Source organism: Mesorhizobium sp. M0208 (assembly GCF_040322015.1).
Lineage (GTDB): Bacteria > Pseudomonadota > Alphaproteobacteria > Rhizobiales > Rhizobiaceae > Mesorhizobium.
In genome coordinates this window covers 62,283-86,525 of record NZ_JAMYSP010000026.1, presented here as the reverse complement: position 1 = coordinate 86,525, position 24,243 = coordinate 62,283, and the positions used below count along the sequence as shown (strand labels likewise).

The 24,243-nt window shown below is 61.3% G+C and carries 25 protein-coding genes; 18 read left to right on the top strand and 7 right to left on the bottom strand.

Annotation, left to right across the window (positions count from 1 at the left end):
- The first annotated feature begins 361 nt into the window (after positions 1-361).
- From NKJ17_RS23445 to NKJ17_RS23425, 5 genes are all read left to right on the top strand, one after another.
- Positions 362-1,612 (top strand): lanthanide ABC transporter ABC transporter substrate-binding protein PedA1, encoded by a 1,251-nt coding sequence (locus NKJ17_RS23445; RefSeq protein ID WP_352690149.1) that lies wholly within the window; start codon positions 362-364, stop codon positions 1,610-1,612.
- A 21-nt stretch (positions 1,613-1,633) separates the two neighbouring features.
- On the top strand, positions 1,634-2,605 hold the full coding sequence (locus NKJ17_RS23440) for a YVTN family beta-propeller repeat protein (RefSeq protein WP_352690147.1): 972 nt from the start codon (positions 1,634-1,636) through the stop codon (positions 2,603-2,605).
- A 98-nt stretch (positions 2,606-2,703) separates the two neighbouring features.
- Complete coding sequence (locus NKJ17_RS23435; RefSeq protein ID WP_352690145.1) at positions 2,704-3,492, top strand: lanthanide ABC transporter ATP-binding protein PedB/LutE; 789 nt, start codon at positions 2,704-2,706, stop codon at positions 3,490-3,492.
- Between the two features lie 11 nt (positions 3,493-3,503).
- Positions 3,504-4,364, top strand: coding sequence for a lanthanide ABC transporter permease protein PedC (locus tag NKJ17_RS23430; RefSeq protein ID WP_352690156.1), 861 nt, complete (start codon positions 3,504-3,506; stop codon positions 4,362-4,364).
- Entirely contained in the window at positions 4,364-4,993 is a 630-nt protein-coding gene (locus tag NKJ17_RS23425) for a hypothetical protein (protein ID WP_352690143.1), read from the top strand. Before NKJ17_RS23430 ends, NKJ17_RS23425 begins: the two co-directional genes overlap by 1 nt.
- 27 nt (positions 4,994-5,020) lie before the next feature.
- Here the strand turns inward: NKJ17_RS23425 and NKJ17_RS23420 are convergent, their stop codons facing one another.
- The 4 genes from NKJ17_RS23420 to NKJ17_RS23405 all read right to left on the bottom strand — a co-directional run bounded on the left by NKJ17_RS23420 (position 5,021) and on the right by NKJ17_RS23405 (position 8,302).
- On the bottom strand, positions 5,021-5,221 hold the full coding sequence (locus tag NKJ17_RS23420; RefSeq protein ID WP_352507759.1) for a hypothetical protein: 201 nt from the start codon (positions 5,219-5,221) through the stop codon (positions 5,021-5,023).
- Between the two features lie 268 nt (positions 5,222-5,489).
- The gene (locus NKJ17_RS23415; RefSeq protein WP_352690141.1) at positions 5,490-6,305 is read right to left on the bottom strand and encodes an oxidoreductase; all 816 of its coding nucleotides are present in this window, start codon (positions 6,303-6,305) and stop codon (positions 5,490-5,492) included.
- A 66-nt stretch (positions 6,306-6,371) separates the two neighbouring features.
- Entirely contained in the window at positions 6,372-7,676 is a 1,305-nt protein-coding gene (gene fabF, locus NKJ17_RS23410; protein WP_352690139.1) for a beta-ketoacyl-ACP synthase II, read from the bottom strand.
- Between the two features lie 47 nt (positions 7,677-7,723).
- Entirely contained in the window at positions 7,724-8,302 is a 579-nt protein-coding gene (locus NKJ17_RS23405) for a TetR/AcrR family transcriptional regulator (protein ID WP_352507770.1), read from the bottom strand.
- Positions 8,303-8,382: 80 nt separating this feature from the next.
- On the opposite strand from NKJ17_RS23405, the gene NKJ17_RS23400 reads away from it, so the two are divergent.
- Positions 8,383-8,745 carry a hypothetical protein gene (locus tag NKJ17_RS23400; protein ID WP_352507756.1) on the top strand — a complete coding sequence of 121 codons (363 nt, stop codon included), beginning with the start codon at positions 8,383-8,385 and terminating at the stop codon, positions 8,743-8,745.
- Between the two features lie 128 nt (positions 8,746-8,873).
- Here the strand turns inward: NKJ17_RS23400 and NKJ17_RS23395 are convergent, their stop codons facing one another.
- Entirely contained in the window at positions 8,874-9,833 is a 960-nt protein-coding gene (locus tag NKJ17_RS23395) for a LysR family transcriptional regulator (protein WP_352690137.1), read from the bottom strand.
- A gap of 123 nt (positions 9,834-9,956) precedes the next feature.
- Between NKJ17_RS23395 and NKJ17_RS23390 the strand changes: the two genes are divergently transcribed.
- The 10 genes from NKJ17_RS23390 (at position 9,957) to gph (ending at position 19,930) form a co-directional block, all read left to right on the top strand.
- Positions 9,957-11,003 (top strand): class 1 fructose-bisphosphatase, encoded by a 1,047-nt coding sequence (locus NKJ17_RS23390; protein WP_352690135.1) that lies wholly within the window; start codon positions 9,957-9,959, stop codon positions 11,001-11,003.
- 5 nt (positions 11,004-11,008) lie between these two features.
- Positions 11,009-11,881: a phosphoribulokinase gene (locus NKJ17_RS23385; RefSeq protein WP_254819812.1), complete on the top strand. Its 873-nt coding sequence runs from the start codon at positions 11,009-11,011 to the stop codon at positions 11,879-11,881.
- A 10-nt stretch (positions 11,882-11,891) separates the two neighbouring features.
- Entirely contained in the window at positions 11,892-13,898 is a 2,007-nt protein-coding gene (gene tkt, locus NKJ17_RS23380) for a transketolase (protein WP_352690133.1), read from the top strand.
- A gap of 10 nt (positions 13,899-13,908) precedes the next feature.
- Positions 13,909-14,988: a class II fructose-bisphosphate aldolase gene (fba, locus tag NKJ17_RS23375; RefSeq protein WP_352690131.1), complete on the top strand. Its 1,080-nt coding sequence runs from the start codon at positions 13,909-13,911 to the stop codon at positions 14,986-14,988.
- Between the two features lie 21 nt (positions 14,989-15,009).
- Positions 15,010-16,503, top strand: a complete 1,494-nt coding sequence (locus NKJ17_RS23370) for a ribulose-bisphosphate carboxylase large subunit (protein WP_502906564.1) — start codon at positions 15,010-15,012, stop codon at positions 16,501-16,503.
- An 18-nt stretch (positions 16,504-16,521) separates the two neighbouring features.
- Positions 16,522-16,956, top strand: a complete 435-nt coding sequence (locus tag NKJ17_RS23365; RefSeq protein ID WP_352690129.1) for a ribulose bisphosphate carboxylase small subunit — start codon at positions 16,522-16,524, stop codon at positions 16,954-16,956.
- Between the two features lie 8 nt (positions 16,957-16,964).
- Positions 16,965-17,903 carry a CbbX protein gene (gene cbbX, locus NKJ17_RS23360; protein ID WP_352690127.1) on the top strand — a complete coding sequence of 313 codons (939 nt, stop codon included), beginning with the start codon at positions 16,965-16,967 and terminating at the stop codon, positions 17,901-17,903.
- Positions 17,904-17,965: 62 nt separating this feature from the next.
- On the top strand, positions 17,966-18,652 hold the full coding sequence (gene rpe, locus NKJ17_RS23355) for a ribulose-phosphate 3-epimerase (RefSeq protein WP_352690125.1): 687 nt from the start codon (positions 17,966-17,968) through the stop codon (positions 18,650-18,652).
- Between the two features lie 22 nt (positions 18,653-18,674).
- The gene (locus NKJ17_RS23350; RefSeq protein ID WP_352690124.1) at positions 18,675-19,232 is read left to right on the top strand and encodes a thioredoxin family protein; all 558 of its coding nucleotides are present in this window, start codon (positions 18,675-18,677) and stop codon (positions 19,230-19,232) included.
- On the top strand, positions 19,229-19,930 hold the full coding sequence (gene gph / locus NKJ17_RS23345) for a phosphoglycolate phosphatase (RefSeq protein WP_352690122.1): 702 nt from the start codon (positions 19,229-19,231) through the stop codon (positions 19,928-19,930). Before NKJ17_RS23350 ends, gph begins: the two co-directional genes overlap by 4 nt.
- Before the next feature lie 64 nt (positions 19,931-19,994).
- On the opposite strand, the gene NKJ17_RS23340 is transcribed toward gph, so the two are convergent.
- The gene (locus tag NKJ17_RS23340) at positions 19,995-20,375 is read right to left on the bottom strand and encodes a c-type cytochrome (protein ID WP_352690120.1); all 381 of its coding nucleotides are present in this window, start codon (positions 20,373-20,375) and stop codon (positions 19,995-19,997) included.
- A gap of 359 nt (positions 20,376-20,734) precedes the next feature.
- Here NKJ17_RS23340 and NKJ17_RS23335 point away from each other — a divergent pair, with 359 nt between their 5' ends.
- A complete protein-coding gene (locus NKJ17_RS23335; protein ID WP_352690118.1) occupies positions 20,735-20,944 on the top strand; it encodes a hypothetical protein in 210 nt (69 codons plus the stop codon).
- 273 nt (positions 20,945-21,217) lie between these two features.
- Here NKJ17_RS23335 and NKJ17_RS23330 read toward each other — a convergent pair whose 3' ends face one another.
- Positions 21,218-21,571, bottom strand: a complete 354-nt coding sequence (locus NKJ17_RS23330) for a hypothetical protein (RefSeq protein WP_352690117.1) — start codon at positions 21,569-21,571, stop codon at positions 21,218-21,220.
- Between the two features lie 671 nt (positions 21,572-22,242).
- Here NKJ17_RS23330 and NKJ17_RS23325 point away from each other — a divergent pair.
- Positions 22,243-24,144 carry a methanol/ethanol family PQQ-dependent dehydrogenase gene (locus tag NKJ17_RS23325; protein ID WP_254819801.1) on the top strand — a complete coding sequence of 634 codons (1,902 nt, stop codon included), beginning with the start codon at positions 22,243-22,245 and terminating at the stop codon, positions 24,142-24,144.
- The last annotated feature ends 99 nt before the right edge of the window (positions 24,145-24,243 follow it).

Here is a 24,243-nt window from a genome sequence, read left to right as displayed (position 1 = left end):
CCTTGATCTCGACCAGCACCTCGCCATCGCGAGGACCCTCGAGGTCGACCTCCATGATCTCCAGCGGCTTTCCGGCGGCGACGGCAACAGCGGCGCGCGTTTTCATCAGGCAATCCTCCCAAGACAACCCATAGAGTTTCACATTCCGGCATTGCTGCGGATGATCTCGGAGTCCAAGACCGCAACACGCTCATTCATCGCCGTATTCCCACGAAAAGGCATAGGACTAAAGCAGACACGCAAGTCCACTTGCAGGGCTTTGATAAATCTTGTGGGGTCCGCTAAGCTCATTGTGGGCACCTTGAATTCGCGCTGGTCGGGGAACAATCGGACTTTAGTGCAAGAACAGGCAGTTTTATCGATGACGAGCGCGGTGCCAGGCACTCTCGCGGCCTTTTTGTGTTTTTTTTTCCAGACCGCCGACGTTGCGGACGTGATGGCCCAGGAAGTGACGGGCAAGCAACCGATCGCAACCGACAGGCCGGAAAGAAAAATAACCGAAATCAGAATAGGTTATTTGCGGGCCTACGCGCCGCAACTGGCGCTTTCCCTGCTGGACCTGCCGCCACGCGACGAAGGTGTCGCCGGCGCCAATGTGGCGATCGGCGACAACAATACGACAGGAAAGTTCCTCAGCCAGAAATTCAGCCTCGACATAACCGAGATCAAGCCGGACGCCGACGCGGTACAAGCCTTCAACGATCTGATTGCCAAAGGTGACCGCTATGTTGTCGCGGACCTCTCGGCTAGGCAATTGCTGTCGATCGCAGACATCGCCCGCGACAAGGGCGTTCTGGTCTTCAATGTCGGTGCCACCGACGACAGCCTGCGCGAGGAAGACTGCCGCATAAATATTTTCCATATCGCGCCGACGCGAAGCATGCTGGCTGACGCGCTGGCCCAGTATCTCGTGGTAAAGAAATGGCCGAATTGGGTGCTGCTCTACGGTTCGCATGAGCAGGATCATCTCTACGCGGACGCGTTGCGCCGCGCGGCGGCCCGCTTCGGCGGTCAGATCGTCGCCGAGAAGGAGTTCAAAGACACCGGCACGGCGCGCCGCACCGACACCGGCGCCACGCAGATACAGCAGCAGATTTCCGTGTTCACGCAGGATCTGCCGGAGCATGACGTGGTGCTTGTCGCCGATGAGAGCGAGGTGTTCGGAACTTATGTGCCCTACCGCACCTGGACACCGCGGCTGGTCGCCGGCACGGCGGGCCTTGTCGCGTCGTCCTGGCATCCCGCGAGCGAGCAATGGGGCGGCATCCAGATGCAGAGCCGTTTCCTGAGGACGACCGGTCGGCGAATGCTGTCCAAGGACATGTCGGCCTGGACGGCGGTGCGGGTGGTGGGCGAAGCCAGCACGCGGACCAATGGCGACGATCCGAAGAAGATCGGCGACTACATCCGCTCGGACGATTTCTCGGTCGCCGCCTTCAAGGGACAGAAGCTGACCTTCCGCAAGTGGAACCATCAGCTTCGCCAGCCAATCCTGCTCGGCGACACCAAATCCGTCATCTCGACATCGCCACAGGAGGGTTATCTCCACCAAATCTCCGAGCTCGATACGCTCGGTATCGATCAGCCGGAAACGAAATGCGTACTTAAGTAGAACCAGTCGGGAGGAATCTTCGTGCAGAGACGAGCTTGCGCACTCGCCATTCTCGCAACCGGCGTCATGGCCAATCCGGCGTGGGCTTACACCGTTTATGTCTCCAACGAGAAAGACAATACGATAACGGTCGTCGACACGGCGACGATGCAAGTGGTGAAGACCGTCGAAGTCGGCCAGAGGCCGCGCGGTATCACCATCTCGCATGACGGCAAGTTCATCTATTTGTGCGCCAGCGATGACGATACGATCGAAATCATCGATAGCGAGACGCTGCAAATTGTGGGCACGCTGCCATCCGGCCCGGATCCCGAACTGTTCGTGCTTTCGCCCGACGGGACCACGCTCTACGTCGCCAACGAGGACGACAATCTCGTCACCGCGATCAACATCGAGAGCAAGCAGGTCATGACCGAGATTCCCGTTGGGGTGGAGCCTGAAGGCATGGCTATCAGTCCCGATGGCAAAACCATGGTCAACACCTCCGAAACCACCAGCATGGCGCATTTTATCGACACCGACAGCCATGAGGTGACCGACAATGTCCTGGTCGACACGCGTCCGCGCTTTGCGCAATTCAAGCCCGACGGATCACAGATCTGGGTCAGCGCCGAAATCGGCGGCACCGTCAGCGTCATCGATAGTCTCAAGCGCGAGGTGGTGAAGAAGATCCAGTTCGCGATTGCGGGACTGCGGCCCGAAACCATCCAGCCGGTAGGCATCGCGATCAGCGCCGACGGCAAGAAAGCCTATGTCGCGCTCGGCCCGGCGAATCATGTCGCCGTCATCAATACCGAAACCTACGAGGTGGAAAAATACATCCTGGTCGGCCAGCGCGTCTGGCATCTCGACTTCACCCCCGATCAGAAGACGCTGATCACCACCAACGGCAATTCCAATGACATCACCTTCATCGACACGGCGACGGACGAGCCGGTTCAATCGGTTACGGTGGGCCAGCAGCCTTGGGGCGTGGCCATATCGCCCCACTAGACCGCAGCAATGATCAGGGAGGCCGACGTGATGAATATTTGCCGCGGGGATGTTGCACGTGCACTAGATAACCAGCGCGCCCCGAAGGAGCCAGCGGCATGCAGCATGTGAGGACAAGCGGAGCTGGAGACGAGGTGGCGGCGCTCGATGTTGCCGGCGTCAGCCATTCCTATGGTCCGAAGCGGGCGCTCAACGATGTCTCATTCTCGATCGCGCCGGGAACTTTCACCGTTCTGCTCGGCCTCAACGGCGCCGGCAAGACAACTTTGTTTTCACTGATCAGCCATCTTTACGGCACCCGCCGCGGATCGATCCGCATCTTCGGCCATGACGTCAGCCGCGCTTCGGGCGAAGCGCTCAGGCGTGTCGGCATCGTGTTCCAGGCACGCACGCTCGACCTCGACCTCAGCGTCCACCAGAACCTCTCCTACCACGCCTCATTGCATGGCATCGGCGGACACCATGCCCGGCAGCGCATTGCCGCGCTGCTGGATACAGTCAACATGCAGGGCCGTCAGCATGACAAGGCACGCAGTCTTTCCGGCGGCCAAATGCGGCGCATCGAGATCGCGCGGGCGCTGCTCCACCGCCCTTCCCTGCTGCTGCTCGACGAGGCGACGGTCGGTCTCGACATCCAGTCGCGTGCGGGCATTCTGGGCACCATCCGCAAGCTCGTCGAAACCGAGGGCATCGGCGTGCTGTGGGCGACGCATCTGATCGATGAGGTCGACGACGGCGACCATGTCGTCGTGCTGCGGCAGGGCGACCTGGTGGCCAAGGGTAAGGTGGCCGACGTCGTTGCGACGAGCGGTGCCAGTTCGATCCGCGACGCCTTTTCCAAGCTCAACCGCATCGAAACAAGCGGCATCGCGGAGATGTCGCCGTGAGCGCTCCCGCAATGCCCGCAAAAGTCGCGACCCTCACGCCGGTGAGTTTCGAACAATTTGGGCTCCGTCACTACCTCATTTGCCTCAAAGGGATCGTCGTGCGGGAGTGCCTGCGCTTCCTGCATCAGCGCGAGCGCTTCATTTCCTCGCTGGTTCGGCCGCTCGTCTGGCTGTTCATCTTTGCCGCCGGATTCCGGCAGGTGCTCGGCGTATCGATCATCCCGCCCTACAAGACCTACGTGCTCTACGAGGTCTACATCACGCCGGGCCTGTGCGGCATGATTCTGCTGTTTTCGGGCATGCAGTCTTCGCTGTCGATGGTCTATGACCGCGAAATGGGCAACATGCGCACCCTGCTGGTCAGCCCCTTCCCGCGTTGGTTTCTACTGATCTCGAAGATGCTCGCCGGTGTCGCCGTGTCGATCGCGCAGGTTTACGCGTTCCTTATCGTTGCCTGGTTCTGGGGCGTCAAGGCGCCGCCGCTTGGCTATCTCACCGTACTGCCTGCGCTGTTCCTGTCAGGCATGATGCTGTGCGCGCTCGGCATGCTTTTGTCCTCGATGATCAAGCAGCTCGAAAACTTCGCTGGCATCATGAACTTCGTCATCTTTCCCGGCTATTTCGCTTCTCCGGCACTCTATCCCTTGTGGCGTATCCAGGAGGCTAGCCCCCTGCTCTACAAGATCTGCCTCGCCAATCCTTTTACTTACGCCGTCGAACTGATCCGCTTCGCCTTCTACGGCCAGGTTGAGTGGCTGTCGCTAGCCGTCGTTGCCAGCTGCACGCTGCTGTTCCTTGCCGCCGCCATCATCGCCTACGACCCTTCGCGCGGCCTGATGACCCGCAAACAGGACACGGGAGGAAATACCTGATGGCACGAATGAGCCTTGTTCGCGGCCTGGCTCTGGTTGCCATGCTCGCGCCGGGCATCAACGCCATGGCGGCGAACCCCGATCCGGACTGGCCCTGCATGCAGCGCAAGGTGCCGCAACTCTCGCTCGGCCAGATCTGGAACGGACGGGACCTTCCTTCAGCGGCGAAGGACTGGTCGAAGGACCCCACCATCTCCGCCCTGATCGAGGAAGTGGCAGCTCGCCGGATGCCGATTGCGGAAGCTCAAAAGAAGATCAGGGATTTCGCGGCTTCCTTGCCGGCAGAACAGCTTGCACCCAAAATGGCGATGCTGGTGCAAGGCATGTTCGATCACCTGGACGCCGAGCGCTCGCAGGTGATTTCGGGCATTTCCCGCTACGCCCACAAGCAGCTCGAAATGGCCGCCGCGTTGCGCAAGGAAGGGTCCGATGTCGATGCGTTGCGGGCCAAGCCGGATGCAGATCCCGAAGAGATCGATCGGCGAACCGAAGAGCTGAAATTCGCAACGCGAATTTTCAATGAACGCGTCCAATCACTGACTTACGTCTGTGAAGTGCCGACGATAATCGAGCAGCGGCTTTATCAATTGTCCAAGGTCGTCTCGGAAGCGCTCGGCGCGAAGAAATAGAACCCCATTCGATCGTCGCGGCGGATATCACGAACCCCGGCCGGGCAGCACGCGCCAGCGCTGCACGAAATAACCGGGATGCGTCTCGATCCACTGAGCGACCAGCGGCTGCGCCTGCATGAACGCGGTCCCGGGATTCATCGCCAGGCCGTCCACCATCTGTTCGCGTTGTTCACAGGTCTGCGGCACAGCCGTCAGGCAGACCATCATAACGAGCGTGTAAAGCATTGCCCCTTGTCCCCATCGAATCCCGAACTCCATGCCGGGAGGTTTCCGTGATACCGACCCGTCTGCAGAGGTCGCACATACAGATCGCTTACGGGTGTGAAAGGACGTGGCCCCCGCTCTTTCGCGCCGCAACATAACATACCGCTAATCTAACGCCAACGACCGCAGGGCGTTCTCCAGAGCAATCGCGTCAGGTTGCGCCGCGCCAATGTGGTGACGATGGTCCAACGTCGATGATTCCGAGCTTCACGGGATTTCGTCGAGGTCATCAAACCGGCAGCCCGAGTTGCTTTCGCAGGCTGTTGTCGAATGCGGATGCGGGGACGAAACGGCGCAGGAAACTGACCTGGCGCGCCATTGTTCCAGCCGCATAGCGCCTCTTCGGAGCGGGATCGGTCGCAGCCGCCAAAACGGTCCTGGCCACCACTTCCGGCGCATCGCCTTTTTCCATCGCTTTGCGCACAGCTGCATTCATGCCGGCGCGCGCAGAGTCATAGATATCAAGCAACTGATCCGGCCTGGCGAGATTTTCTTCAAATGAGGTGCGGGTATACGCGGGCTCCACCAACACGACGCGAATTCCGAAAGGACGCAGTTCGTGGTCGAGCGATTCGGAGTAGCCCTCAACGGCATGCTTGGTCGACGAATAAAGCGCGAAATAGGGAGCTGGAATGAACCCCTGCACCGAGCTCAAATTGACGATTCTGCCCTTGCCTTGGCGGCGCATTGTCGGCAACACCGCTTTGGTTACTCGCATAACGCCAAAGACGTTCACGTCAAACAGCGACTTGGCCTGGGCCACCGAGGACTCCTCCGCGCCACCAAGCAGGCCAACACCGGCATTATTGACAAGCAGGTCGATGCGCCCGGTCTCGGCCAGCACGTCCTGGACAAGTTTCGCCACGGACGTGTCATCGGTCACGTCACAGGCCAGCATGGTAACGCCATCGGATCGGTCGACGACCGCGCGACGGCTGGTTCCGAACACGCGAAAGCCCGCGTTCTGCAGGGCTTTGGCCGTTGTGTGCCCGATGCCGCTGGATGTCCCGGTCACCAGGGCGACGCCTAGATTGGTCCTGTTCATGAAGATCACATCTCTCTTCGTGTTTGCATTGCGGGGGAGAAGCGCGAAAGGTCGGAGCGAAAGGCGTCAATCATGAGCGCCTCCGGTGCTCGCGCCGGCCAGATCATCCGTCCAGCGCCGGAACAGCGCGCTGGCATTAACGCCTCCGAAGCCGAAGCCATTGGAGATTGCGTAGTCCATCGCCATCGGCCGGGCCTGGTTTGCGACGAAGTCGATCCCGTCGCCGGCCGGATCGGGAGCGCTCAGATTGAGGGTCGGCGGTGCCATCTGATCCCTGAGCGCCAGGATTGCGAAGATAGCTCCGAGCCCGCCAGCGGCTCCGAGCAGGTGTCCGGTCGCCGATTTCGTAGCACTGACAGCTATCGCGAAATCGCGCCCGAACACGCTCTTGATCGCTTCGATCTCACCCAGGTCGCCCACCGGCGTGGAGGTCGCATGGGCATTGAGATGACGAACCTCGCGGGGCGAAATCCCTGCTTGGGCGATTGCGATCTCCATGGCCCGGCGCGCACCGTCGCCGTCCTCGGGACCGGAGGTGACGTGATGAGCATCAGCCGTCGTGCCGTAGCCGACAAGCTCGGCCAGCGGTCTTGCGCCGCGCGCCAGCGCGTGGCTCAATTCCTCGATGACCAGCATGCCGGCTCCTTCGCCCATGACGAAGCCGTCCCGCGACTTGTCGAACGGTCTGGAGGCTTGAGCCGGCGCCCAATTGAAGCCGGTTGAAAGAGAGCGTGCGGCAGCAAACCCACCGAGACTGACGATATTCATGCATGCTTCCGTTCCACCGCACACGGCGATATCGGCCTCGTTTGCCCGGATGAGACGAGCCGCATCGCCGATCGCCTGGATGCCGGCCGCGCACGCCGTCACCGGTGCACCGAGCGGGCCTTTGAAGCCATGGCGGATCGAGATGTGGCCCGCCGCGAGGTTTACCAGGAAGGACGGCACCGTAAACGGCGAGAGGCGGCGGACGCCGCGCAGGTCCACCGTGCGCACCGCCTCGGTTATGGCAGGGAACCCGCCGATGCCGGACGCGATGATAATGGCCGTGCGCAAGCGATCCGCTTCCAAGACGGGCGTCCATCTTGCTTGGGCGAGTGCCTCTTCGGCAGCCGCGAGCCCGAAGATGATGAACCGGTCTACCTTGCGCTGGTCCTTCGCAGCCAGGACGGTATTCGGATCAAAGCCGGCTTCGGGGTCTTCTTCCAGGGAGGGAACCACCCCTCCGATCTTCGCCGGGAGGTCTCCCACCACATCGTCCGGAAGCCTGCGGATACCCGAGCGACCGGCCAGGAGGCGCGACCAGGACGCTTCGACATCGGCAGCAAGGGGCGTGACCGCTCCCATGCCTGTGACAACAATCCGTCGCATCTATTTTCCTATCAATTTGGGTGCGCCGCCAGCGCTGCGCACGCCGTTCAAGCACCGGCTGCTTCGCGAACCTGTTCTGTCGCCGCATCCAGAAATGCCTGCGCGAGGTCGGGGTCGTTGACGACGCGCGAAAGGAGCACCGCACCGACCATTGTCGAGAGAATGGCCATGGCCTTGTCGCCGGGCCGCTCGCCGTCGGCCTCGCCAACCCAACTACCAAACATCTCAAGATATTCCCTGATCCCGGCTTCGAACGACGCTCTCACGTCCACGCCCTGTCTGGCGGCATCCGAACCGAGCGCCACGATCGGGCAGCCGTCCATCCTTTCTTCGCGATGGTCCATGCTGAGGTAGAACGCGATCACCGCGCCAAGCGGATCCTCGGGTTTTGCCGTAATCGCGGCCGACCATCGGTGGGTGGCGCTCTCCATCGCCCGTTTGGACGCCTGCGCCGCCAGGTCCTCCTTTGACGCGAACTGCTTGTAAAAAGCGCCTTGGGTCAGCCCGGCACCCTTCATCAGATCCTTAAGGCCAATGCCGTCAAAACCGCGCTCCCGAAAAAGGCGGCTTGCCACATTGATAACGGTTTCGCGGTTTTCCGCGGCCTGGGTACGACTTACGCGCATCGTTAGCTTCCTTTTTGGATTGCATTCGTAATCTATAAATCGTATAGAGGTCGAATGCAATCTAAAAAAGGAGATATGAGATGATCCGCAAAAACCTGAGCGCATCGCTCCTGGCCGCGCTGTTTCTCGCGACCCCGGCTTTTGCCGAGGAGGCCACCATCGGACGCCCGATCGAGGGCGGCAGCCTGCACGAGGGACACCTTGACATGGTGGTCTACTACGTCCCGGTCGACGGCGACCTCTTGGAGGTCACCGCCACCTTCGCGCCGAAGACCGGGGGCGATCCGCTGCGCGTCGTAATGGGTCTCGCCGACGACGACTCCGTGGCCTTTTCCATGCCGGGTCACCAGGGCTCGCTCTACGCGTTCTCAAGGTCCGGCGAGCAGGTGACGGTCTCGACCGAGACGAACAGGCGTCTGCGAGCCGACGCGACAATGCGCTGAGCCGACGTGTAGCCGCAACCTGCGTGCTACTGGCCGTTGGCTCTCGCGTCCGCGCGGCTCGCCACACGGTGCCTCGATCACGCCATCTAATAAGTTTGGGGGCAAGCGTTTTGCCTGCACCCCGCGCCCTAACTCGCGCGACCTCCAGTGTTCGGTTCCTCGTGCGGATAGAGCTTGCCGAACAGGGGCAGGTACATCGCGCCCTTGCGCATCAGAAAATCGTGGAAGGTCGCCATCGCCGGCGAAATCGCGTGATCGCTGCGCATCACCGAAAACCATTGCCGGCGGATCGGCATGCCGACAACGTCGAGGATAACCAGCCGGCCGGCTTCGGTTTCGGCAGCGATGGTGTGGGCAGAGATGAACGCGATGCCGAGCCCGGCCATCACCGCCTGCTTGATGGTCTCGTTAGAGTCCATCTCGACGCCGAGATCGTCGATGCGGCCGGGCACGTCGCTCAGGAATATTTCCAGTGAGATGCGCGTTCCGGAGCCGGGCTCGCGAATGAGGAAATGCTCCTCGGCGATCCGCTCCTTGGAAATGTCGCGTGCCGACGCCAGCGGGTGGTCGGGTGGTGCGATGATGACCAGCGGGTGATCGCCGAAGACCGAAGCACGCACCGGGACTTCCTTGGCCGGGCGTCCCATCAGCGCGATATCGATGTCGTGGTTCTTCAGATTGTCAATCGTCTCGGCGCGGTTGCCGATGGCAAGGTGCATGTCGATATCGGGATGTTCCTTCATGAAGGCGGCCATCAGCCGCGGCGCGAAATATTTGGCCGTGGAAACGACGCCGAGCCGCAAGCTGCCGGCGCGCACGCCCTTGATCGCATCCATCTTGTCTTCGAGCAGACGAAGCCGCTCCTCGATGGCCTGTGCCGTCTCGACGAAGGCCAGACCTGCGGCAGTGGGACGCATGCCATCCGACGTCCGGTCGAACAAGGCCAGTTGGAACTCCTCCTCCACCTGCCGCAACTGGATCGTCACCGCTGGAGGAGACAGGCCTAACGCCTTGGCCGCGCTGACGATTTTTCCGTGGCTGATGATTGCCTGAACGGTCTTGAATTGCTTAAGCGTGAGGTTTCTCATATGGCATACTAAAATTTTTTTACTGCCTGAGTAAAGTTATTGAATTTTACTTATCGGGCGTCGTTTGTTCTCTTTTCCCAATCCGGCCGACCCGAGGAGAGGCGGCTGGATCGGGAGGTTACGATGCCAGCGGCAACGCTCGACGCTTTTCTGAACTCCTATCTTGGCGAGCCGGACGAACCGCGCTCCGCGGTCGTAGCGACCGTCCGTCAGCTGACGCAGGCGGCCACCACGATCCGCAACACCATCAATCAAGGGGTGCTCGGCACGGCCTTTGCCGGAACCCGCGGCGCCAATGCTGACGGCGACATCCAGAAGGATCTCGATGTCTTTGCCGATGACATCTTCCTCGACGCCATGCGCCACGCTCCGGTCGCGCTCTACGCTTCCGAGGAACTGGAGCAGCCGGTGCTGCTCGACAGGCAAGCGCCTCTTGCCATCGCCATCGACCCGCTCGACGGCTCATCCAACATCGACACCAACGTGTCGATCGGAACGGTCTTCTCGCTCCTCCCTGCAATTGGTGCGCCGGATAGGAATCCGGCCGCCTCGTTTTTGCAGGCAGGCGTGAACCAGCTGGGCGCCGGTTTCTTCATCTACGGGCCGCAGTTGGCGCTGGTTCTGTCGCTCGGCAGCGGCACCCATGTCTTCGTTCTCTCGACCCGGCTCGGCACCTTCGTCCAGGCCTACGAGAGCCGGATCATCCCGCAGCGAACCCAGGAGTTCGCCATCAATGCCGCCAACTACCGGCATTGGGACGAGGCGGTGCGGCTCTACATCGACGACTGCCTTGAAGGCACCGAAGGCCCACGCGAGAAGGACTTCAACATGCGCTGGATCGCCTCCCTGGTCGCGGACTGCTACCGCATATTGATGCGCGGCGGCGTATTCCTGTATCCGGGCGACAAGCGCAAGACTTACCGCCAGGGGCGACTGCGCCTCGTCTATGAGGCAAACCCGATCGCCTATCTCGTCGAACAGGCGGGCGGTGCCGCCACCGATACGATCACCCGCATCCTCGAAATCCAACCAGAGAACCTGCACCAGCGCGTGCCCATGGTTTTCGGATCGGCGCGCGAAGTCGCGCGCGTCACCCGCTACCACACCGAACCGAGCGCCATCGGCGAACGCGCGCCGCTGTTCAGCCGCCGCGGCCTTTTCAGGGCCTGAACACCATGTCGGCAAAGCACCCCATCATTACCATCACCGGGTCGTCGGGCGCAGGCACCACCTCTGTCAAGCGCATCTTCGAACTGATCTTCCGGCGCGAGAACATCGGGGCCGCCTTCATCGAAGGCGATGCTTTCCATCGCTACGACCGCGCCACGATGAAGGCGAAAGTGGCTGAGGAGGAAAAGGCGGGCAATCCGAACTTCACCCACTTCCATGCCGAGGCCAATGAGTTGGCAATCCTCGAAGAGGTATTCGAGGAATATGGCCGGCGGGGAACCGGAAAGACCCGCACCTACATCCATGACGAGGATGAGGAGAAGCAGTACGGCACGCCGCCGGGACATTTCACCGAATGGCGCGAATTCCCGCCGAGCGACCTGCTCTTCTACGAGGGCCTGCATGGCTGCGTCGTCACCGACAAAATCAACCTGGCCAGGCACGCTGACCTTAGGATCGGCGTGGTGCCGGTCATAAATCTGGAATGGATCCAGAAGATCCACCGCGACCGCGCAACGCGCGGCTATTCCACAGAGGCGGTGATGGACGTAATCCTGCGCCGCATGCCGGACTATGTCCGCTACATCGTCCCGCAGTTTTCGCAGACCGCCATCAACTTCCAGCGCGTGCCGATCGTCGACACGTCCAATCCATTCATCGCGCGCTGGATTCCGACACCCGACGAATCGATGCTAGTCATCCGCTTCGCCAATCCCCGCGGCATCGATTTCCCCTACCTGCTTTCGATGATCCACGACTCGTTCATGTCGCGGCCGAATTCCATAGTGGTGCCCGGCAACAAGCTCGATCTTGCCATGCAGCTGATCCTGACGCCGCTCATCCTGCAATTGATCGAACGCAAGAACCGTGTGTCGTGAGGAGGACGCCATGAACAGCCAGGCAGCAGCACTGAAGCCCGTCGCCGCCGTCTCGGAACGGGACATGGCCAACGCCATTCGCGCACTAGCGATGGACAGCGTCCAAAAGGCCAATTCCGGTCATCCGGGCATGCCGATGGGCATGGCCGATGTCGCGACGGTGCTGTTCAGCCGCTTCATCAACATCGATCCGTCGGCGCCCAACTGGCCCGATCGCGATCGCTTCGTGCTGTCGGCCGGGCACGGTTCGATGCTGCAGTATGCGCTGCATTACCTGCTCGGCTTTGAAGACATGCCGATCGAAGAATTGCAGCGGTTTCGCCAGCTGGGCAGCCGCACCGCCGGACATCCGGAATATGGCCATGCGCTCGGCATCGAGACGACGACCGGTCCGCTTGGACAAGGCATTTCGACCGCGGTCGGCATGGCGCTGGCGGAGCGCATGCTTGCTGCCCGGCACGGCGCCGATCTCGTCGACCATTTCACCTACGTGATCGCCGGCGACGGCTGCCTGCAGGAAGGCATCAGCCACGAGGCGATCGATCTTGCGGGTCACCTGAAGCTCTCCCGGCTGATCGTCTTCTGGGACGACAATGCGATCTCGATCGACGGTCCGACTTCGCTGTCGACATCGATGGACCAGCCGGCACGGTTCAAAGCCGCTGGATGGCATGTCCAGTCGGTGAACGGCCACGATACCGAAACCGTTGCGGCGGCAATCGAAGCGGCGCAGCAATCGGACCAGCCGTCCCTGATCGCCTGCCGCACGGTGATCGGCAAGGGAGCGCCCAATCTGGGCGGTTCGGAAAAGACGCATGGCGCGCCGCTGGGCGATGCGGAGATCGCCGCGACGCGCCGGAACATCGGCTGGGCCTACGCGCCGTTCGAGGTGCCGGACGACATCCGTTTCGCCTGGCGCGAGATCGCCAGCCGCGGTCAAGCGGTGCGGCGCGCCTGGGAGCAGCGGCTTGCCGCTTCGCCGCAGCGTGAGGCCTTCGAGAGCGCGGTCGCCGGCGCCCTGCCCGACGCGGTCTTCGAAGCGCTCGGTGTTTTCCGCAAGGAGCATGTCGAAAAGGCGACCAAGGTTGCGACGCGAAAAGCCTCGGAAATGGCGCTCGGCGCAATCAACGCCGCAACCGTACTGACCGTCGGCGGCTCCGCCGATCTGACGCATTCGAACCTGACGATCACCAAGGGCATGGATCGCATCACGCCGGGCGACTACGCCGGCCGTTACATCCACTATGGAATCCGCGAGCACGGCATGGCCGCAGCCATGAACGGCATCGCACTGCATGGCGGCTTCTTGCCTTATGGCGGTACGTTCCTGTGCTTTGCCGACTATGCGCGCGGCGCGATGCGGCTCTCGGCGCTGATGGGCCAGCGCGTCATCTATGTGATGACGCATGATTCCATCGGTCTGGGCGAGGACGGCCCGACCCACCAGCCGGTCGAGCACCTGGCGATGTTGCGGGCGACGCCAAACCTCAACGTCTTCCGTCCGGCCGACATCATCGAAACGGCGGAATGCTGGGAACTGGCACTGAGAAGCGAGGACCGGCCAAGCGTGCTGGTGCTCTCGCGCCAGAACCTGCCGATGCTGCGCCAAGGGCACGGCGACGAGAACCGGTCGAGTCGTGGCGCCTACATCCTGCGCGAGCCAGCCCGGCACCGCGCCGTGACGCTGATCGCCACCGGCTCGGAGGTCGAGATCGCTATTGCCGCCGCCGAACGGCTGGAGACCGAGCACGGCGTCGCCGCTGCGGTCGTCTCGATGCCGTGCTGGGAGCTGTTTGAGGAACAGGATGCGGACTACCGCAAGGCCGTCCTCGGCCTGGCGCCGCGCATCGCCATCGAAGCCGCAGCACGGCTCGGCTGGGACCGCTGGATCGGCGACACGGGCGCTTTCGTCGGCATGGCTGGTTTCGGCGCCAGCGCCCCTGCCCAGGATCTCTACCGGCATTTCGACATCACGCCCGAAGCCGTCGCGGCAGCGGCGCTGAAGCTCATCATCTAGGAGGACGACCATGGCCCGCATCACCCTTCGCCAGCTTCTCGACCATGCCGCCGAGCATGGCTACGGGGTGCCGGCATTCAACATCAACAACATGGAACAGGGCCTCGCCATCATGGAGGCGGCCAGGGCCTGCGACGCGCCGGTCATCATCCAGGCCTCGCGCGGCGCCCGCTCCTATGCCAACGACATCATGCTGGCCAAGATGATGGAGGCGTTGACCGAAATCCATCCGGCCATTCCGCTCTGCATCCATCAGGATCACGGCAACAACGAAGCCACCTGCCTGTCGGCGATCCGCCACGGCTTCACCTCGGTGATGATGGACGGGTCATTGATGGCGGACGCCAAGACGCCGGCGAGCTACGACTACAACGTCGCCATCACCGAACGTGTCGCACGCATGGCGCATTGGGTCGGCGCTTCGGTCGAAGGCGAGCTCGGCGTGCTCGGCTCGCTGGAAACCGGCCAGGGCGAGGCCGAGGACGGACACGGCGCCGAAGGTGCGCTTTTCCATGACCAGCTTTTGACCGATCCCGATCAGGCAGTCGACTTCGTGACCGCCACCGGGGTCGACGCGCTGGCGATTGCCTGCGGTACCTCACACGGTGCCTATAAATTCAGCCGCAAGCCTGACGGCGGCATCCTGGCCATGCAGGTGATCGAGGCGATCCACGAAAAGCTGCCCAACACGCATCTGGTCATGCACGGGTCTTCCTCCGTGCCGCAGGAACTGCAGGACATCATCAACAACTATGGCGGCGAGATGCCCCAGACCTTTGGCGTCCCGGTCGAGGAAATCGAGCGCGGCATCCGCTACGGCGTGCGCAAGGTCAACATCGACACCGATTGCCGAATGGCCATGGCCGGGCAGTTCCGCCGCGTCGCGACGCAGGACCCGCGCGAATTCGATCCGCGTAAATTCCTGAAACCCGCCATGGACGCGCTGCGCGACCTTTGCCGCGATCGCTTCGAACGCTTCGGCACCGCAGGCCACGCGTCGAAGATCAGGGTGATCGCCATGGATGAGATGGCGAAACGTTACGCCGCAGGAAAGCTCGACCCGCATATCGCAACCGCGAAAGCCGCCTGAGCGGCAAACAGGAGACCTGTCATGAACAAGATCGAGATGCCGTCAGCAGGCACGCTCAAGGAAGGCAGCGAACGCTACAGGTCGGGCGTCATCCCCTACAAGAAGATGGGCTACTGGGAGCCGGACTACCGACCCAAGGAGACCGACCTGATCGCCATGTTTCGGATCACGCCGCAGCCGGGCGTCGACCACGAGGAGGCGGCCGCCGCCGTCGCCGGCGAATCCTCTACCGCGACATGGACCGTGGTGTGGACCGACAGGCTGACCGCCTGCGAGCTCTACCGCGCCAAGGCGTTCAAATCCGAGCCGGTGCCGAACACAGGTCCAGGCACCAGAATCGAGCAGCAGTACTTCGCCTATATCGCCTACGACCTCGACCTTTTCGAGCCAGGCTCAATCGCCAACCTGACTGCATCGATCGTCGGCAACGTGTTCGGCTTCAAGGCAGTCAAGGCCCTGCGGCTCGAGGACATGCGCATTCCGGTGGCTTACCTCAAGACATTCCAGGGCCCGGCGACCGGCATCGTGGTGGAACGCGAGCGGCTCGACAAGTTCGGCCGGCCGTTGCTCGGCGCGACGACGAAGCCGAAGCTTGGCCTGTCAGGCCGCAACTACGGCCGCGTCGTCTACGAGGCGCTGAAGGGTGGCCTTGACTTCGTCAAGGACGACGAGAACATCAACTCGCAGCCCTTCATGCACTGGCGCGACCGCTTCCTCTACTGCATGGAGGCAGTGAACAAGGCGTCAGCCGCCACCGGCGAAGTCAAGGGCCATTATCTCAACGTCACCGCCGGCACGATGGAGGAGATGTACGAGCGCGCCGAATTCGCAAAACAGCTTGGCTCCTGCATCGTCATGATCGACCTCGTCATTGGCTATACGGCGATCCAGTCGATGGCCAAGTGGGCACGCCGCAACGACATGATCCTGCACCTGCACCGGGCCGGCAACTCGACCTATTCGCGCCAGAAGAACCACGGCATGAATTTTCGTGTCATCTGCAAATGGATGCGCATGGCCGGCGTCGATCACATCCATGCCGGCACGGTGGTCGGCAAGCTGGAAGGCGACCCGCTGATGATCAAGGGGTTTTATGACACGCTGCGCGAGGAGCGCACGCCGCAGAACCTCGAAACCGGGCTGTTCTTCGATCAGGACTGGGCCTCGCTCAACAAGGTGATGCCCGTCGCCTCGGGCGGCATCCATGCCGGCCAGATGCACCAGTTGATCCATTATCTCGGCGAGGATGTCATCCTGCAGTTCGGCGGCGGCACGATCGGCCATCCGGACGGCATCCAGGCCGGGGCGACGGCCAATCGCGTCGCGCTGGAGGCGATGATCCTCGCCCGCAACGAGGGCCGCGACTATCTGCGCGAAGGGACCAAGATCCTCGAACAGGCGGCCAGATGGTGCACGCCGCTCAAGGCGGCCCTGGAGACGTGGAAGGACGTCACCTTCAACTACGAATCGACCGACACGGCCGACTTTGTGCCAACCGCAACGCCGAGCTTCTAGACGAAAGGAACCGTCGCCATGATGACCAATCCGGGAAACAAGGTCACGCAGGGACAGTTTTCGTTCCTGCCCGGCCTGACCGATGAGCAGATTTCGGCGCAGATCAAATACGCGTTGAAAAACCACTGGGCGGTCAGCGTCGAATACACGGACGATCCGCATCCGCGAAACACCTATTGGGAAATGTACGGCAACCCGATGTTCGACCTGAGGGACCCGGCGGGCATCCTGCTTGAAGTCAACAATTGCCGGAAAGCCATGCCCAACATGTATGTCCGGGTCACCGCCTTCGATTCGACCAAGGGCTGGGAAGCGCCGCGCATGTCATTCATCGTCAACCGGCCACCCAATGAACCCGGCTTCCGGCTGCTGCGCCAGGAGCGCGACGGCCGCAGCCAGGGTTATTCGATCGTGCCTTATGCGACCGACAGGCCCGAAGGCGAGCGGAGCTAGGCGAAACCATGCTGGACGCGATAGCAAAGGGCGCTGCCGCGCAGGGCGAAACGGTCGATCTGCAGGCCGAGTTCGAAGCGTCCAACATCGACGAGGTGATGGATAAGCTCGACCGCGAACTCGTTGGCCTGAAACCCATCAAGACCCGCATCCGCGAGATCGCCGCGCTCCTACTGGTCGACCGGCTTCGCCGCAAGTTCGGGCTGACCTCGGGCGCTCCGACGCTGCACATGAACTTTACGGGGAATCCCGGTACCGGAAAGACCACCGTGGCGCTCAGAATGGCAGAAATCCTGCATCGTCTCGGCTATGTCCGCGAAGGGCACATGGTCGCGGTGACGCGCGACGATCTCGTCGGCCAATATGTGGGCCACACCGCGCCCAAAACCCGCGAAGTGATCAAGCGCGCCATGGGCGGGGTGCTTTTCATCGACGAGGCCTACTATCTCTACAAGCCCGAGAACGAACGCGACTACGGTCAGGAATCGATCGAAATCTTGCTGCAGTGCATGGAAAACAACCGTGACGATCTGGTTGTGATTCTCGCCGGCTACAAGGACAAGATGGACCGCTTCTTCGACAGCAATCCCGGTATGCGCTCGCGCATTGCCCATCACCTCGATTTTCCCGACTACGGTGTCAGCGAACTCAAATCGATCGCCGAGATCATGCTGGCGGAACAGAATTACCGTCTCAGCGAAGCGGCAGCCAAGGCGCTCGAAGAGTATCTCCCGATCCGCATGCGGCTGCCGCATTTCTCCAACGCTCGATCGGTCCGCAATGGCCTCGACCGGGCGCGGCTTCGCCAGGCCAGCCGGCTTTTCGCATCGCGCGACCGGGCGTTGACGAAAACCGATCTTATCACCATCGAGGAATCCGATATTCGCGGCAGCCGCGTATTCGCGGAAGGTAAGCTCGAAGGCGAACCGGAGACGAAGGCGCGCTGACAAGATGACGGCGGTTGGTGTGCAGCGACTGGAAACGGACGACAGAATGGGAGCCGACGACCATGGGTACCAAGACAATCATCGCGCCCTCGGTGCTTTCCGCGGACTTCTCGCGGCTCGGCGACGAGGTTGACGCGGTCGTCCGGGCGGGTGCCGACTGGATCCATCTCGACGTGATGGATGGCCATTTCGTGCCCAACATCACCTTCGGTCCGCCGGTGGTCAAGGCGATCCGTAATCGAACGGACAAGGTCTTCGACTGCCACCTGATGATCGCTCCGGCCGACGCCTATCTCGGCGCCTTCGCCGATGCCGGGTGCGACATCATTACGGTGCATGCCGAGGCCGGGCCGCATCTCGACCGTTCGCTGCAGGCAATCAGGAATCTCGGCAAGAAGGCCGGCGTGTCGCTGAACCCGTCAACACCGGAAAGCGTGATCGAATATGTGCTTGACCGGCTCGATCTTGTGCTTCTGATGACGGTCAATCCGGGCTTCGGCGGCCAAGCCTTCATTTCGGCTGTCGTCGACAAGGTCAGGCGGGTCAAGGCGCTGATCGGCAACCGCCCGATCGACATCGAGATCGACGGCGGCGTCACCCCCGAGACCGCTCCGCTGGTCACCGCTGCCGGCGCCAATGTGCTGGTCGCCGGCTCGGCCATCTTCAAGGGTGGCACCGAGGCTGCCTATCGTGCCAATATCGACGCCATCAGGCAGGCGGCCGACGGGGCGATCCGGAAAGCCGCGTAAAACCATTTCATCGGAGGGCAACATGGGGGCGATCCCACCTGTCTGTGATTTCGGCTGGCAAGCCATCGATGCCGTTTTGCCCGGTGTCGACGGCAAATCGCATTCGATCTTCAGCGACGCCGGTCCGAACGGGCTGGTGGTGGCCTTTATCTGCAACCACTGCCCCTATGTGAAGGCGGCGATTCCACGCATCGTCCGCGACGCCAACGATCTCAAGGCCGAGGGCATTGGCTTCGTCGCGATAAACTCCAACGATGCCGACGCCTATCCGGAGGATTCCTTCAACAACATGAAGCTCTTCGCCGGGACGAACGGCTTCACTTTCCCTTACCTCCACGACGAGCACCAGACGGTGGCGCGTGCCTACGGAGCCGTTTGCACTCCGGATTTCTTCGGGCTCAACAACGAGTTGACGCTGCAATATCGCGGCCGGCTTGACGCGTCGCGACGCGACGTTGGACCGCCTGGGCTCAGGCGCGATCTGTTCGAGGCGATGAAGCAGGTTGCCCGAACCGGCGACGGACCGCTGGACCAGATCGCTTCGATCGGCTGTTCGATCAAGTGGAAGGATGCTGCATGAACGTCGGCGCAGGCAGGCCGTTTCGCTCGCCCAAGGCGATCCTGTTCGATCTCGACGGCACGCTGGTCGATTCGGCGCCTGACATAGCGGCCGCCGTCAACGAATTGCTGGCCGACCGCGATCTGCCGCCGCTGCGCCTGGATCAGGTCAAGTCCATGATCGGCGGCGGCATCAGGAAACTGGTCGAGCGAGCTTTCGCGGCTTCAGGCACGCCGCTCCTCGGCAGCGCGCTCGATGAGGCCAACCGCGTCATGGCGCCGATCTATCGCAGGCATCTGACCGGCCGCACAAGGCTGATGCCTGGCGTCAGGGAGGTTCTCACGCACTTGCATTTGAGCGGAATAGCCATGGGCGTGGTAACCAACAAGCCGCAGTTGGCGGCACGCGAAATCCTGCTGCATTTTGGGCTGACGGACTATCTCGGCGCGATCGTCGGCGGAGACGCGGTGACATACTTGAAGCCCGCGCCAGACGCGCTATTGCTGGCGCTCGACCAGCTTCAGGTCGAACCTCGTGATACGCTGATGGTCGGAGATAGCAGCGCCGACGTGGCCGCCGCCCGCGCGGCCAGCATGGCAGTCGTTCTGCTGCGTGGCGGATACAGCCAAATTCCCGTTGAAGAGCTTGGCGCCGACCTCGTTTGCGACAGCCTGTTCGATCTGCCGTCCGCGATGCAGACGCTGCAAGACGCTGCGTGACCCCCAAGCGCAAAGCCCAAGCCAACGCCGGCCGGGCGCACTCCAAATGGCCGGCGGTACCGCGTTATTTGGAGAATTGCTTCAGATAGGCAATGACATTGGCGATGTCCTCGTCCTTCTTGAGGCCGGGAAACGCCATCTTCGTTCCTTTGACCATCGCCTTGGGATCGCGAAGATAGTTCGTCAGCGTGGCTTCGTCCCATTTGACACCCGACTTGCCGGCCTCGGTCATGGCCTTGGAATAGCTGAACCCCGGATGCGTCCCGGCCGTTCGGCCGATGACGCCGTTCAACGACGGACCGACCTTGTTCTGGTCCTTGTCTGCGACGTGGCAGACCTTGCATTTGGCAAACACCTTCTCACCCGCCGCCGCATCCTGTGCCTGGGACTGGGTGGTGACAAAGGTAGCGACGGACACGGCGGCGAAAAATGCGACTGCGCGCATGGCATTTCCTCATTGATCGTGTGAGTGCCCTGGATAATTTACGCGTGTCGATGCCTAGACCGCCGGCATCCGTTTTTGTGCGGGAGAGCGAACTATTCGTCCTTTCCCCCGGGACCGGCAGCACCTACACGCCTCGAAAAGCTAGACTGCCGATGAAGGAAGTCAATCGTACAAAGGTCCTGCTTCGTTTCCCGACTGCGCGAAGGGTGTAGCGACAGGCGGTCCACATCATTGACGCCTATTGGCCGAACGCGTAGCCTCACTCCAACCGGTTTGCTGTTTGGGCACCTTCAGGAATCCGCGCAACTCCAAAGCACGAACTCTGGAGAGTTCGCCGCGCAGGCGACGATAAGTGCCAAATGGACATGGTCGATCTCATATTAACGGTGTGCCTTAGCGCCAATCCGGGCAATTGCCGAGATGAGCATCTCTATTTCGAGAGCCGCGGCTCTCTGTTCCAATGCATGTTCCTGGCGCCCGCCGAGATCGCAAAATGGTCGCAGGAAAATCCGAGGCTCAGGGTCGTGCGCTGGAAATGTGCCTTTCCGAGCAAGGAACGAGCGATTTGATAGGCATTCCTGGTTCGTCGACGGCCCTGAAAGGGGAGACGCCATGATGATTTCGCGGCGCGCGACACTGCGCTTGGCGGCTGTGGGGGCAGCCGCCATCCTCGCCTCAAAGCCGGTTGTGAGAGCGACCTTTTGCTGTCGTTCCACCAAAACCTTCCGGGCGTGACCTGATCGCTTTACGGCTCGAATGCGGATTGCAAGTTATTTCGCAGCCAATGGCCAATAGAAACGGCGAGACTGTGAGGCACCGCCACGCGTGCCTGTTCCGCCTGACTAAAAGCAACGTACGTCGGCTTCAGCCTGCGCGCGTTTCAGTTCCGTGCGCGCCGCCTTCGCTGGCGCGCTTTCGCGAAACAACCCTGCCGCCTCCCCTGTCGTCAGCGACATGCTTTTGAAGGTCTCCGCCCTCTCATAGTGATCGTAGGGAAGGATCGAGGCGATAACATCGATCGAGCAGGAACAGCTTTCAAGCGCCTGACGTGTCTGGCCATTTGTTTGCATGCAGCCGAGCACGTAATCGGCAATCGTTGCCGTCGGGTAGTCTCCCGCGGCGCTGGCCGGGTTCGCAAAGGCCAGTGTCGCCGAAAAGACCAGCGGTAGGATAAAAGACCCAACAGATCTGATCATGAGGGAACCTCCAGTTGGCCTGGACACGATGTATCCGGACAGGATTATCGCCCCAATTGGTGACGTACCGCAAAGCCAGTCAAGCTCCCATGGCCTGCTTATAGGACCAAAGGAGGAATGCCCTGTCGACCGGCAAAAGTTGGATTCACGGCCCGCTGCGCACCCCGCTTCCAGCGGTCATTTCATGCCTCGCCCACTATCGGCAACCAACCAGACGCACGCATACTTACCTCGAAGCGATCTTGTAAATTACATGGAAATAAATTCCAAAACGAATTACATCAACAATACAACAACGATATGGATATTATATATGTCGTCGCTGCCAGCCATTCTCTCAATAGTTCCGCGCAGGATACTTCTCTTGTTTGTGTCTTTATACTGCGACGCACCATAATAGATATTGCACCGCAATATCACCTCAGGGTTTTTCCTTGCTTGGCCTTTAGCGATGACATAGCTTTTCCCCTGTTTCCGGCTTCAAGAGCGCCATTGTCAGGGAGCGGTGGCAGTCTTTCGAAGGCCAAGTGGGGCGGGCAATAACGTGCCCTCTGCTTGTCGGGGTAGGTCGTGACAGCTGCCGGAAATTACTTCCCCACATGAATCGCTTGGGCAGGCCCCTTGTGGGCTTGACGGTCGATTCGTCACTGTGAACCTCGGGAGGATGTCGGATGCGTGTACTTGCGAAAACTACCTACATACTGACGACCGCGGCTTTTTTGTCGCTAGGCGCTGCCTATACGGCTTCGGCCAATGAAGACCTTGCAAAGCTCGCATCAGATGCGAAGAACTGGGCGATGCAGACGGGTGACTACGCCAACACCCGCTATTCCAAACTCAACCAGATCACTGCGGACAATGTAAAGAACCTGCAGGTCAAATGGAGCTTTTCCACCGGCGTGCTGCGCGGTCACGAAGGCGGCCCGCTGATCATCGGCGATGTGATGTATGTCCACACGCCTTTCCCAAACAACGTCTATGCTCTCGACCTCAAGAACGACGGCAAGATCCTGTGGAAATACGAGCCCAAGCAGGACTCGAACGTCATTCCGATCATGTGCTGCGACACGGTCAATCGCGGTGTCGCCTATGGCGACGGCAAGATCATTCTCAACCAGGCCGACACCACCGTCGTCGCGCTCGATGCCAAGACCGGCAAGGTCGTATGGTCTGTCAAGAACGGCGACCAGACCGACGGCGGAAAGGGCGAATCCGGCACGTCAGCCCCCGTAGTCATCAAGGACAAGGTGCTCGTGGGCGTCTCCGGTGCTGAATTCGGTGTTCGCGGCTGGCTGGCCGCCTACAATCTGAAAGACGGCAAGCTTGCCTGGAAAGCCTATTCGGAAGGTCCTGATGCAGACACCCTTCTCGACCCCGAGAAGACGACCCATCTCGGCAAGCCCGTCGGAAAGGATTCCGGCACCAACACCTGGGAAGGCGAACAGTGGAAGACGGGCGGCGGCACGACATGGGGATGGTATTCCTATGATCCCAAGCTGAACCTGGTCTATTACGGCACCGGCAATCCCTCGACGTGGAACCCGGTCCAGCGCCCAGGCGACAATCGCTGGTCCATGACAATCATGGCTCGCGACGCCGATACCGGTGTTGCCAAATGGCTCTACCAAATGACCCCGCATGACGAGTGGGACTATGACGGCATCAACGAGATGATTCTCGTCGATGGCATGGAGGTCAACGGCGCCAAGCACGACGTGCTGGTGCATTTCGACCGCAACGGCTTTGCCTACACAATGGATCGCGCCACCGGCGAACTTCTCGTCGCCAAAAAATACGATCCGGCAGTGAACTGGGCGACGGAAGTCAACATGGATCCCAAGAGCGACCAGTACGGCCGCCCGCAGGTCGTCGCCAAGTATTCGACCCAGCAGAACGGCGAAGACACCAACTCGACCGGTATCTGCCCAGCCGCGCTTGGTACCAAGGACCAGCAGCCGGCCGCCTACTCGCCGAAGACCGGGTTGTTCTACGTGCCGACCAACCATGTCTGCATGGACTATGAGCCTTACAAAGTGAGCTACACCGCCGGTCAGCCCTATGTGGGCGCCACCGTGTCGATGTATGCGGCGCCCGGCGGTGACGGCAACATGGGCAACTTCATTGCCTGGGATGCAGCCAAGGGTGAGATCGTCTGGTCGAAGCCCGAGCAGTTCTCGGTGTGGTCGGGCGCATTGGCGACAGATGGCGACGTCGTCTTCTATGGTACCCTCGAAGGCTACATCAAGGCGGTCGATAAGGACGGCAAGGAACTCTACAAGTTCAAGACCCCGTCCGGCATCATCGGCAACATCACGACCTACGAGCATGACGGCAAGCAGTACATCGCCGTTCTGTCCGGCGTGGGTGGATGGGCCGGTATCGGTCTGGCAGGTGGCCTGCTTTCGCCCGACAACGCCGCTGCCTGGCATGGCGCCGTTGATCAGGGCCGTGAGCAGGGCGACCAGGCCGCAGTGGTTGGAACCGCCGGCCTGGGTGCCGTCGGCGGCTACGCGGCACTTGCCGACTATACGACGCTGGGCGGCCAGCTCACCGTCTTCGGCCTTCCGGACTGATAACCGGGAAGAGCCTTACGACTAGGTTCGAAACGAGAGCCCGCGTCACCCGAAACCGGGAACCGGGCTCTCGATTGCGCCGCGCACCCAGGCACCGAT